Raw genomic sequence first — 11,671 nt, forward strand, 5'->3', positions numbered from 1 at the left:
TACCGTCACGGAGGTTCTCTTACCTAAAAAGTAGTTTTTTCTAAGCTTTCGGGTAGTCTGCTCTTATGGACTCTCGCCAGCTTCACCATTTTCGGTCCGTTGTGGACCACGGTTCATTCACGCAAGCTGCGGAAGCACTGCAGCTCACGCAACCTTCTTTAAGCCTGACCGTGCGCAAACTTGAAAAGGATCTCAACGTGAAGCTGCTCTCCCGCGGGCGCGGTGGAGTCCGAACCACAGAGGCCGGAGATTACCTCTATGGCGTCGCTACCTCGATAGATTCCCTTCTTACCACCGCCACCACGCGCCTTGCCGAAATTGCATCCGGCAGCGCGGGCTCTGTGACGTTATGCTCCGCCCCCGAGTTCAACTGGCTTTATATGCCAGAGATTCTGTGCCGCATGCGCCAGCGCGCACCGGAGGTAAGTGTTTCCTTAAAGGACTTAGAACCAACCGCCACGTTGAGAGAGGTCCTGGATGGCTCAGCGGAGTTGGGAATCCTCCTCACCACTAACCCACAGCGCTTCCACCAAGACTACGGCGCGCAGCTCACCATTGACTGCGCCGCAGAAATGGAGGTGCACGTCGCGCTCCCCGAGAGGCTTAAAGGCTTGCCCGACCCCGTGCGGTTGACCGACCTGAGCGCTGAGACCTGGCTCTTGCCGCCGCGCTGGCCGGAACTCAGCGGTTTGCCGGAAGCAATGGATCAGGTGTGGGCTAAGGCAGCATTAAGCAAGCCCGTTACAGTCCAAGAAGTTCCCACGTTGCAAACGGGGTTGCCACTCGTGGCGGGCGACTACGGCATCAGCCTCCTGCCGCACACCGCGCAGGCTTTGGGCCAGCAGGGAGTCCACTTCCGGCGAATCGCGGAAGCCCTCCCGACCGTGCAGGCGCTCGTCATCCACCGCGCGGACCGTGCGCTGAGCCCCGCGGCGCGCACGCTTAACGACGTCCTCCTCAACGCCTACGCCGAGCCAACGCCAGCGGTAGCCCGATAATCGGACTACACGCCCCAGTGCGTTATGATGGCGCGGTACGCCTCCATAGCTCAGTGGATTAGAGCAGTGGGTTTCTACCCCATGTGTCGCGGGTTCGAATCCTGCTGGGGGCACGCAGGTCAGGGCCACTTTTTGGGGTTTTATTAAGCCTCGGAAAGTGGCCTTTGGGCACAATTTGGACACACTTTTATGGACATCACCCTCGCGACTTTTGACCACGCTCCACAATCCGCGCTGCGCGGAATGCGCTTCAGCAATGCCTGGGGGACGTCACCAAGCTATGCGGAGTCACGCCGCGGAGTGCTCACCGGGCAGTACCCGCAGCGCGGAGCCACAACGCGCATCACGGACATTTTTGCGGCAGCTGGCTTCGAGGTTCGGGAGGATACCCGCCCCGCATCGTCACGGGTCTTTCGGCTTCTTGAGCAACCAGACCCCCACGTGTTGGATGATCTCGATGGCGTCGTAGCGGTGTGTTCCCTGCAGGAGGATAAGGCCGCGATGTCTCTCCTGTGGCCCGGGGTTGCAGAGTCCGGGGAGTGCACTGAGCTTGTCTCCCCGCTCGACCTAGCTCCTACCCTCGCGGCGATCGCGGGGCTTGATGTGCGCCCCAACGCGCCCTTGTCATTCGACGGGCTCAATTTGGTGCCGGTCCTCCGCTATGGCGCTTCCGGGCACGGGGCTCTCTTCTTCGACTACGGCGTACGCATGCAGGACGCCACGCTTGTCGACGGCACCGCAACCCCACCCAGCGCCCTGCCGCGTCTGCGTGATGAGTGGGAAACGTGGAAGCGCTTCATGGCGATGGGCCCGCTGCAGTAATTTGTAGAAACTAAACTACCGATTACTCCACTGGAATGACGACCCAGAGGATGAGGTAGAGCAGAATTCCTGAGAAGCCCAGCAGCGTGGCAACAACGAAGAGGATTCGCACCAAGGTCGGGTCGAGGTTGTAGGTCTGTGCGATGCCGCCGCACACGCCTCCGAGCATCGTGTCAGTTGTGGAACGGGTCAAACGTTGGTTGTTCATGATGTCTCCTTTCACTGTCCATTATCCAGAGTTGGGCCGAAGGGTTCATCGGTGTTTACCCTGATTTAGACCCTGATTGCTCTACGCTGGGTGGAAACTTCCCACCCTGAGAGAAAGGACGCCGTTTCATGGCTCACTCCCCCGGGCTGCCCGCCCCTACCCGCTCCTCGTATGCGCTGCTGACCGGCGCTAGCCAGGGCATTGGCGCTGCGATGGCCAAGGACCTAGCCGCCCGTGGCTACAACGTCATTCTCGTTGCCCGCCGCGAAGACGTCCTTGAATCCATCGCCGCGGACCTGCGCTCGCGCCACGAGGTGGACGCCATCGCGCTGGCAGCGGACCTCTCCGAGGCCGCAGACGTGAACCGCGTCATCGAGTTCATGGCGGGCAAGGAAATCTCCATCATCGTCAACTCGGCGGGCATCGCCAGCTTTGGCAAGTTCATGGAGCAGGACTGGGATTATGAAACCCGGCAGTTCGACCTCAATGCAAAGGCCGTTCACCGCCTGACGCGCGCCGCCCTTGAGCAGATGCTGCCGCGACGCAGCGGCGCTATCTGCAACGTGGGATCGGCCGCGGGCAACGTCTCCATCCCGAACAACGCCACCTACGTGTTCACCAAGGCAGGTGTTAACGCGTTCACGGAGGCCCTGCACTACGAGCTCAAGGGCTCCGGCGTAACCTGCACGCTGCTTGCCCCCGGCCCGGTGCGCGATGCCGTCATCCCCGAAGAAGAGCAATCCATCGTGGACAAGGTAGTCCCGGATTTCTTGTGGACCACCTATGAGTCCTGCTCCGAAGAGACCCTGGAGGCCATGGCCCGCAACCAGCGCCGCGTGGTTCCTGGGCCGCTATCAAAAGCAATGAACGCGTTGGGCAAGATTGTGCCCACCCCAATTGCTGCACCGCTTATCGGCAGCTTCTATTCCAAGATGGCCTAGGACATAAAAATGCCCGCTCTCCCCCGTGGAGAGCGGGCATTGCTTTACTTGCCTTGGAGCGGCGATTGCTCCGCGATAGCCTTCTGAGCGGCCTCCTCCCGGGCGAGCTTGCGCTCTACCCAGAACTCGGCGTTCTTGATGCCCAACGCTTCTGGGTCAAATTGCGGGTCCTTGCCAGCTGCCTTCTGTGCGCTGTAATCCTTGAGGCACTTGAGGGCCGGGACCTGGAGGAAGAGGATGGCGATGATGTTGAGCCACGCGGTCGCGCCAACGCCGATATCGCCCAGCGCCCAGGCAGCACCCGGAGTCGTCGTTGCGCCAACAACCACGGACACCACGAGGAGAATGCGCAGGAGCCACACCAACGCGCGGCGGGCGGTCTTGTTGCTAATCCAGCGGTTGAAATAGGTCAGGTTGACCTCCGCCATGTAGTAGTACGCCAGAACGGTGGTAAAGGCGAAGAAGGCAATAGCGATGGCAATGAAGCTCGGGCCGAAACCTGCCAACAGGGTGTCCAGACCGTGCTGGACAAAGCCCGGACCGACCTCGACCCCATCCGGGATTGCACCGGCGTAGCGCACTGGGCCATCCTCCGACTCGCCTTCGAAGACCTTGTACATGTCGGTAGAGATGATGATGAATGCGGTAGCAGAGCACACGAAGAGGGTGTCAATGTAGACCGCGAAGGCCTGCACGAAGCCCTGCTTGGCTGGGTGGGATACCTCCGCAGCTGCGGCAGATTGTGGGCCGGTACCTTGGCCTGCCTCGTTGGAGTAGATACCGCGCTTCACGCCCCACATGATGGCCGAGCCCAATAGGCCGGAGAAAGCCTGCTCCGCGCCGAAAGCGGACTTAAAGATCATGCCGAAGACCTCGGGGATCTGGTTGAAGTTCATGATCAGGATGATGATGGCAAAAAGGATATAGGCGCCGGCCATGAACGGGACCACGAGGGAGGCGAAGTTAGCGATGCGCTTCACGCCACCAATAATGATGATGGCGAGAATTCCGCCCAGAATCACGGCAGACCAACCGACCTCAACACCCCAAGCGTTCTGTACGGCCGCAGCCACGCCGTTAGCCTGAATGCCGGGCAGGAAGTAGCTGGTGGCAAGGATCATCGCAATAGCGAAGACGATTCCATAGACCACCATGAAAGGACCGGCCTTGGTGTGCTTATAGGCCTTCTCGATGTAATAAGCCGGACCACCGCGGTATTCGTCGGTGTCTTGGTCCTTCTCCTTATAAACCTGCGCCAAGGTACATTCCACGAAAGAGGTTGCGGAACCCAGCAGAGCCACCGCCCACATCCAGAACACGGCACCTGGGCCGCCGAAAGCGATGGCGGTTGCAACGCCCGAAATGTTTCCCACGCCAACGCGGCCCGCCAGGGAAATCATCAGTGATTGGAAGGACGAGACACCTGAATCGGAGCTTTCGCCGTCCTTCAGCTGCTTAATCATGTCCGGAATGCAGCGCACCTGTAAGAACTTGGTGGCCAGGGTGAAATAAATTCCCGCGCCGAGGCACAGGAAGACTAATGCTGGTGACCAAATTAATGAGTTGAGAGTGTCAAGAAAGGCTGACATCGGTAGGTTTCCGTCCTTCGATATATGTGAGTGCCATCACTTTAAAGGCTGACCTAATAATGTCCCATCTCCCAAGGGTTTGGTGAGAGAAATCATGAAAAAGTTCAAGAAGCCCTCGACACTGCCCCTCAATGTCAACCAGAAAACCCCAGCACACCTCGAATAAAAAGGCACCTCCCACAACGAGACCTCTCCTCACCCCCATCTACCCCCATCTCAGCCGACTAGGGCACCTCCCAAACCATGACCGAAGAGAAACTATGGTGGAAGCCATGAGTGATATCCCCGCCAAAAATGACCGCCTCGTCTGGATCGACTTGGAGATGACCGGACTTGAACCGCAGCGCCACGTAATCGTGGAAGTCGCCGCCGTCATCACGGACGCCGAATTAAACATCCTCGACGAGGGCCTCGACCTCGTCGTGCACGCTACAGAGGAAGAACTGGCGGAGATGGATGACTTCGTCACCGAGATGCATGCGAAGTCCGGTCTCGACAAGGAAATCCGGGAATCCACGATCACAATCGAAGAGGCAGAGGAGGCGGTACTGAAGCTCGTCGAGAAGCACTGCGACACCAACCACCCTGCTCCCCTTGCAGGCAATTCCATCGCCACGGACCGCACCTTCATTCGCGAATACATGCCGCGCCTGGACGCCGCGCTGCACTACCGAATGATTGACGTTTCCACGATTAAGGAACTAGCACGCCGCTGGCACCCGCGGGCATACTACAACCAGCCACAAAAGGGCATGGCACACCGAGCCCTGCAAGACATTATTGAGTCCATTCGAGAGCTCGACTTCTACCGCCGCAGCGTTTTCCGCACGGACGACGGCCCCTCCACCGCGGAAGCGGAGGATCTTAAGGCTACCACTACCGATGACTACCAGGCGTTTTTGTAAATTCAACGAGGTGAGTTAACCTGTATCTCGTTGCTTTCAGGCAACGATGGTGGCTGTAGTTCAGCTGGTAGAGCACCAGGTTGTGATCCTGGGTGTCGCGGGTTCGAGCCCCGTCAGCCACCCCGAATGTGCCCCGCGTCCTGTTCCGGCAGGACGCGGGGTAATTTTTTATGCCCACCAACCTTAAGCATGTTAGCCTTACCCAAACTTAGGGCATGTGGGCTTCTGTCCTCACAGAAGATCTAAGCTCATGAAGAGATAGCAAGGATAGTGATAACAATGGCTGACCAGGGCAAAGAGGCAGCGCCGAAGCGCAAACCCCGCAAGGCACATGAAGCGACCGTAACTGGCCGCCGCCAAGTATCTCCAGACCTGGTTCGGTTACACATGAACTCTCCAGCATTCATAGGCAAAGAGCTGGAGTTTACAGATCACTACATCAAGCTGTTGTTCGTGCCAGAGGGCGCCGATTACTCTTGGCCTTTTGATATTCAGCAGATTCGCGCAGAGCAACCGCGCGATAAGCAGCCGATTCTCCGCACCTACACCCTGATCAACGTGAACTCAGAAACCGGGGATTTTGACATCGATTTTGTGTCCCACGGTGATTCCGGCCTGGCTGGCCCCTGGGCACGCAGAGCCGAGGTTGGAGAGAAGCTCGGTTTCCTCGGCCCTGGTGGCGCGTGGGGACCAACCGAAGACTATGAGCACTTTGTGTTCGCCGGCGACGAGTCTGCAGCACCGGCCATCAGCGCTGGCTTGAAGCGGCTTCCCGACGGCGCGACTGCGACTGCATATATCGAGATCGAAGCCGAAGACCGCACGTTTGAACTGCCCACCCGCGATGGCGTGGAAATCACCTGGGTAGTCCGCAATGGCGCTACCCACGGTACTGAGCTATCCCGTGTGGTCCGCGCGGCTGGTATCCCCCAGGAGAAGAAAACCGGATGGTTCATCCACGGAGTCGCCGAAATGATCAAAGAGCTTCGTCGCTTCCTTTTCGTTGAATCAGGGATTCCCAAGGAAGACGTTTCTATCTCTGGCTACTGGCGTATCGGAATGACTGAGGACCAGTGGCAATCCTCCAAGCGTAATTTCAACGCAGAGATTGAGGCCGAGGAAGAACGAGCTAAGGCCTAACGTTTGTTTTCACGTTAGACTGCGGCAATGATCGATTTCACCGACACCGCCGACGTCGTTGCTCCCCAGCTTCTGGGCACGGTGCTCACGCACAACGGCGTTTCGGTGCGCATCACGGAGGTCGAGGCTTACCTCGGCGCAGACGATGAGGCCTCTCACACCTTCAACGGCCGCACCCCGCGCAACGCCGCCATGTTCGGCCCACCCGGCCGCCTCTACGTCTACATGTCCTACGGCATCCACCGGAACGGCAACATCGTCTGCGCGCCCGAAGGAACCGGTCAGGGTTGCTTGCTCCGCGGCGGGGAAGTCATCGACGGAGTAGACCTTGCCTACCAACGCCGGGGCGACACGGAATTTCATAACCTCGCCCGCGGACCGGGAAATTTAGGCAAGGCCTTAGGTTTCCGCCTCGAGGACAACGGCACGCCCATTCGCCTTAAACAACGCGATAAGGAACCTGAGTGGGTCCGCGGGCCGCGCATCGGCATCTCAAAGAACCAGGACGCCGCCCTGCGGTTTTGGATCCCCTTCGACAAGACAGTGTCTCGACGTCGCGGGCTCCCCCGCTAACCCCTACCGATGTATGAGTCTCAGGACTCATACACCGCATGTGGGCTCATGCACCGTATCTTTAAGCCAAGGCTGCCCGCACCAGCTCCGCTGCCTGCGAGGGGGTCTTGCCCACCTTCACACCGGCCGCTTCCAGCGCCGCCTTCTTGCCTTCTGCCGTACCAGAACCACCAGACACGATGGCGCCAGCATGCCCCATCGTCTTGCCCTCCGGCGCGGTAAAGCCTGCGATATACGCAATGACCGGCTTTGTGACGTGGTCCTTGATATAGGCAGCGGCATGCTCCTCTGCATCACCGCCGATTTCACCGATCATGATGATCGCCTCGGTATCGGGATCATTCTGGAAGGCCTCAATCGCTGAAATGTGCGTGGTCCCGATAATCGGATCACCGCCAATTCCTACGCACGTACTAAAGCCAATATCGGATAGCTCGTACATCATCTGATACGTCAAGGTGCCCGACTTCGACACCAAACCAATCTTTCCTGGGTTCGGCGCAGTCTCTGCCGGAATAATGCCCGCATTGGATTCACCCGGTGTGTAGAGCCCCGGACAGTTCGGCCCAATGATGCGTGTTTTGGACTCTCGCCCCAGCGCATAGAGCTCAGCGGTGTCCTTCACCGGAATTCCCTCCGTGATGATGACCACGAGTTCAATACCGGCACGGATGGCTTCTTCCGCGGCGTCCTTAGTGAATTTTGCCGGCACAAAAATCACGGTGACGTTGGCCTCTGTCGCCTGCATGGCCTCACGCACGCTGCCGAAGACGGGAATCTCGCGCCCGTTAATATCGACGCGCTCACCTGCCTTGCGCGGGTTGACCCCACCCACAATGTTGGAGCCGGATTCCAGCATGCGGCGCGTGTGCTTCATGCCTTCGGATCCCGTCATGCCCTGCACGATGATCCGCGAGTCTTTGTTGAGAAAAATCGACATGTCTACTCCTAGTTCGCCAGCTCCGCAGCCCTGCGGGCGGCAGCATCCATGGTTTCTACCTGCTCCAGTTTGAGCAGGTGTGCGTCGTTAAGAATCGTGCGTCCAAGTTCCGCGTTGTTGCCGTCGAGGCGCACCACGAGAGGCTTGGGCTCAATCCCCTCCGAGTCCAAGATCTTGTAGGCCTGCACGATGCCCTTGGCCACTTCATCACAGGCGGTAATACCGCCAAAGACGTTGACAAAGACCGCTTTCACCTGCGGATCACTAAGAATCACTTCGAGCCCGTTGGCCATCACTTCAGCGTTAGCGCCACCACCGATGTCTAGGAAGTTCGCGGGCTTCGGTTGCGAAGAAAGATCCTCGCCGGCATAGGCCACAACGTCGAGCGTGGACATCACAAGGCCAGCACCATTGCCGATAATCCCCACGGAACCATCGAGCTTCACGTAGTTCAGCCCCATCTTTTGCGCCTTGAGCTCCAGTGGATCGGTCGCGCCATGGTCTTGGAGGTCGCGGTGCTCTGAGTGACGGAACTGCGCGTTATCATCCAGCGTAATTTTCCCATCGAGCGCAATGATCTCACCGCTCGATGTCTTGACCAGAGGATTAACTTCCACCAGCGTGGCATCTTCCTCGGTATAGACCGTGTAGAGCTTCTTGAACACGGGCACGAGCTTGGCGACGTCCTCCTCATCAAACCCGGCCTCATACGCCATGTCCCGCGCCAGCGTGTCCGTCATACCGTCGAGTGGGGAGAAGCTGCGCTTAATCAGGGCATCCGGGCGCTCTTCGGCGAGCTTTTCAATCTCTACGCCGCCCTCCTTGGAGAGCATGGCTAGGTAGCGCCGCTTGGTGCGGTCGAGGAGGATCGAGAAGTAATACTCCGCCGCAATGTCCGCGCCTTCGGCCACCATGACCTTGCGCACGGTGTGGCCTTTGATCTTCAGACCCAAAATCTCGTTGGCCTTTTCCGCAGCTTCCGCGGGGCTATGCGCGAGCTTGACTCCCCCGGCCTTGCCGCGTCCGCCAGTTTTAATTTGTGCTTTGACCACGACCACCGGTGTCCCCAACTTCGCGGCTGCTTCTTCAGCCTGCACAGCTGAGGTCGCAACGATGCCTTTGAGGGTGGGAACGCCATGAGCTTCAAAGAGGTCTCGAGCTTGGTACTCGTAGAGATCCACTTCTGCCTCCATCTTTGCAGTGAAAACTAGTTCTCCACAAGATTCACCAAAACAAAGACGTGATGCAAACCACTTTACAGAAGTTAAAGCGTCACACTTCACACACTTTGCACTCCGTGCGCATGCGCCGCAACGCTGCCCGTTACAGCCGTTTGAACCACCGGCAAAGAATTAGCTGATTTAGCTTTCGGGGGCACCCTGGTCGGCGACGTCGATAAGCGCCGCCGCCCCAGGAGAGCTACTGATTAGCGGTAGCGTTGCCCGCAGACCAGGTGGCCCAATCCATGTTCCAGTCCCCCAGGCCGTCGAGCGCGCTCAGCACGCCACCGCCGGTATTGGAGACCCTCACAATATCGCCGCGCTTGACCGTGTTTTGGAACCACTGAGCAGCCTCAGTAGTCACGTTGATGCAGCCGTGAGACTGGTTGTAGCTACCCATCGCACCGACAGCCCAAGGCGCTGCGTGGACATAGATTCCGGAGTAGGACATCTGGGTTGCCCACTGAACGTCAGTCCTGTAGCCGCCGGCGTCGAGAGCCAGGCCGAAGGTAGTGGAGTCCATAACGAGGGACGGGTACTCGTCACCGATGACATAGGTTCCGTTCGGGGTATCCCACTGGCCATCCCTACCCATCGAGACAGGCAAACGGCGCAGCACTTCACCGTTTTTGAACACCGACATCATCTTCGTGTTGTTGTCGATCAGCGCGATGACGCGGTCACCAATGGTGAAGTTAGTGGAAGCATCCTCGCCGCCGTAGATGCCGCCGCCGAGGTTGCGGCCGTACAGGTCGACATCGACGGTCACTTTCGTGCCGGGTTCCCAGTAGTTTTCCGGGCGCCACCGCACTTCCTGGTTGTTGACCCAGTAGAAAGCACCTTCAACGGCAGGCTCGGTCTTGACTGTGATTGCCTCTTCGGCCGCCTTGCGGTCGGTGACGTAGTTTCCGAATCGCACGCCGATGACCTGGCCAACCCCCACCTCAGAATCCGGTATCGGACTCAAGGCCACTTCGGACACGCCTGCTGCCTGCGGGGTGGTGAAGGTGATGGTTTTATGGGTGCCGTCCTTGTCCGTGGCGTCGATGGTGTAGGTGCGGTTATACCCCAGCACTTCGGCGCTCTTCCACGTCTTCGAATCAGATGACAGCTCATCGTCCACTTCGATGCCGGCTTCGTTGGTCATTGTCACCGACTTAAGCCCGGCCGGGGACGTAACCTCAACCGGCTTGGAGGGATCTACGTCGCTCGCACCATCCTTGACGGAAAACTTCAGCTGCTTCGCCTTGGCGGCTGCCGACGCCGATGCTTCCGCCGAAGCGCTCGCTTTGACGTCAGCCTCCGATTGGGCAGTGGCCGGACCGGAATCCGCGGCACCACCAATGGTGCAGGCGGTTAAGAGTGAAGCGGTCGCAACGATACTCGAGAGAAGCATTGCGGGACGTGCGGAAGGGAATAGAGAATGCACACAAACCCCTAGCTCATAGAAAGACACAGACAATAATAAGAGTGCACATAGACTAACCGCACACGCACCCTACGAACCAGTTAGCGCCACCGCTCTTAACCGTTTCGTTACCCACCCGTCAGACTTCCACACCCGCGACTCTTTGAGAGAAGCATTTAGCCATGGCATTAATCGCGGAAAACACCCATTTACCTGGCGATTTTACCTTTTTACGAAGAGGGTGTTAAAGTTACATCTCGTTGCACGGCAGGCACTGAGGAAATCAGAGCCGGTCAGAGACACCAAGCGCCATTAGCTCAATTGGCAGAGCAACTGACTCTTAATCAGTGGGTTCGGGGTTCAAGTCCCTGATGGCGCACAGTTTAAGCCCCTCACCCCCGTGGTGAGGGGCTTTTCCGATCCTAGCCCAAGACCTCGAGCTGCTGCGTTTTGGGGCGCCACCACGCGGCCTGCGCCGCCGTGAATTCCTTGTGCTCAAAGGTCGAGATTTCATCGAGCGCCCGCATATACTCCGGCACCATCGCTCGCGGCAGCCGCAGCCCCATCGTCAGGTGCGGGGTCCACCGCGGGCCCCTCCCCTCCGGGTTCGAGGCACTGAGGCGGCGCGCGGCGGATTCCAGCTCATCCGTGGTTTCTAAAAGCCACGCCACGGTCTGTTTACTCTTCGTCCCAAAGACCACCGTGCCCACGCGGCGAAAGGCCGCGGGCAGAAGCGGCGGGAGCAGGTTGCGGGCCTCGTCGACGACTGCGGTCTCGAGCGCCGGCGCGAACGTCACCGTAATGTGCGGGCGCTGGTGCTGCACCGGAAAGCCACGCTGAGCCAGGGCAGCATAGACGTCCCGGATGGTGTTTTCATCCTCCGGGGTGAGGTATAACAGGAGGTTCTCGGGCGAATTTCGGCTCACA

12 protein-coding genes and 3 tRNA genes are annotated in these 11,671 nt (G+C 58.8%); 9 read left to right on the plus strand and 6 right to left on the minus strand.

What is annotated here, in order from left to right; all coding sequences use genetic code 11:
• The first annotated feature begins 65 nt into the window (after positions 1–65).
• The 3 genes from QP999_RS09650 (at position 66) to QP999_RS09660 (ending at position 1,820) form a co-directional block, all read left to right on the plus strand.
• Positions 66–998, plus strand: a complete 933-nt coding sequence (locus QP999_RS09650; protein WP_070531529.1) for a LysR family transcriptional regulator — start codon at positions 66–68, stop codon at positions 996–998.
• Positions 999–1,037: 39 nt separating this feature from the next.
• Positions 1,038–1,111, plus strand: a tRNA-Arg gene (locus tag QP999_RS09655).
• A 76-nt stretch (positions 1,112–1,187) separates the two neighbouring features.
• Positions 1,188–1,820: a hypothetical protein gene (locus QP999_RS09660; protein ID WP_070531532.1), complete on the plus strand. Its 633-nt coding sequence runs from the start codon at positions 1,188–1,190 to the stop codon at positions 1,818–1,820.
• Between the two features lie 22 nt (positions 1,821–1,842).
• On the opposite strand, the gene QP999_RS09665 is transcribed toward QP999_RS09660, so the two are convergent.
• Complete coding sequence (locus QP999_RS09665) at positions 1,843–2,028, minus strand: PspC domain-containing protein (protein WP_010191177.1); 186 nt, start codon at positions 2,026–2,028, stop codon at positions 1,843–1,845.
• 128 nt (positions 2,029–2,156) lie between these two features.
• On the opposite strand from QP999_RS09665, the gene cmrA reads away from it, so the two are divergent.
• Positions 2,157–2,969, plus strand: a complete 813-nt coding sequence (gene cmrA, locus QP999_RS09670; protein WP_070531534.1) for a mycolate reductase — start codon at positions 2,157–2,159, stop codon at positions 2,967–2,969.
• Between the two features lie 44 nt (positions 2,970–3,013).
• On the opposite strand, the gene QP999_RS09675 is transcribed toward cmrA, so the two are convergent.
• Positions 3,014–4,558: an alanine/glycine:cation symporter family protein gene (locus QP999_RS09675; RefSeq protein ID WP_070561394.1), complete on the minus strand. Its 1,545-nt coding sequence runs from the start codon at positions 4,556–4,558 to the stop codon at positions 3,014–3,016.
• 272 nt (positions 4,559–4,830) lie between these two features.
• Between QP999_RS09675 and orn the strand changes: the two genes are divergently transcribed.
• From orn to QP999_RS09695, 4 genes are all read left to right on the plus strand, one after another.
• Entirely contained in the window at positions 4,831–5,463 is a 633-nt protein-coding gene (orn, locus tag QP999_RS09680; RefSeq protein ID WP_284848207.1) for an oligoribonuclease, read from the plus strand.
• Positions 5,464–5,512: 49 nt separating this feature from the next.
• A tRNA-His gene (locus QP999_RS09685) sits at positions 5,513–5,585 on the plus strand.
• A 157-nt stretch (positions 5,586–5,742) separates the two neighbouring features.
• On the plus strand, positions 5,743–6,603 hold the full coding sequence (locus QP999_RS09690) for a siderophore-interacting protein (RefSeq protein WP_070561396.1): 861 nt from the start codon (positions 5,743–5,745) through the stop codon (positions 6,601–6,603).
• A gap of 27 nt (positions 6,604–6,630) precedes the next feature.
• Positions 6,631–7,176, plus strand: coding sequence for a DNA-3-methyladenine glycosylase (locus QP999_RS09695; RefSeq protein WP_070561398.1), 546 nt, complete (start codon positions 6,631–6,633; stop codon positions 7,174–7,176).
• Between the two features lie 61 nt (positions 7,177–7,237).
• On the opposite strand, the gene sucD is transcribed toward QP999_RS09695, so the two are convergent.
• The 3 genes from sucD to QP999_RS09710 form a co-directional block, all read right to left on the minus strand.
• Positions 7,238–8,116, minus strand: coding sequence for a succinate--CoA ligase subunit alpha (gene sucD / locus QP999_RS09700; RefSeq protein WP_070522314.1), 879 nt, complete (start codon positions 8,114–8,116; stop codon positions 7,238–7,240).
• Between the two features lie 8 nt (positions 8,117–8,124).
• Positions 8,125–9,297 carry an ADP-forming succinate--CoA ligase subunit beta gene (gene sucC, locus QP999_RS09705; protein ID WP_284848234.1) on the minus strand — a complete coding sequence of 391 codons (1,173 nt, stop codon included), beginning with the start codon at positions 9,295–9,297 and terminating at the stop codon, positions 8,125–8,127.
• 238 nt (positions 9,298–9,535) lie between these two features.
• Positions 9,536–10,732: a L,D-transpeptidase gene (locus QP999_RS09710; RefSeq protein WP_502870662.1), complete on the minus strand. Its 1,197-nt coding sequence runs from the start codon at positions 10,730–10,732 to the stop codon at positions 9,536–9,538.
• 318 nt (positions 10,733–11,050) lie between these two features.
• Here QP999_RS09710 and QP999_RS09715 point away from each other — a divergent pair.
• Positions 11,051–11,123, plus strand: a tRNA-Lys gene (locus QP999_RS09715).
• Positions 11,124–11,166: 43 nt separating this feature from the next.
• Here the strand turns inward: QP999_RS09715 and QP999_RS09720 are convergent.
• The gene (locus QP999_RS09720; RefSeq protein WP_070561406.1) at positions 11,167–11,670 is read right to left on the minus strand and encodes a 2'-5' RNA ligase; all 504 of its coding nucleotides are present in this window, start codon (positions 11,668–11,670) and stop codon (positions 11,167–11,169) included.
• Position 11,671 lies beyond the last annotated feature (1 nt).

Source organism: Corynebacterium sp. MSK004, assembly GCF_030232515.1.
Lineage (GTDB): Bacteria > Actinomycetota > Actinomycetes > Mycobacteriales > Mycobacteriaceae > Corynebacterium > Corynebacterium hesseae.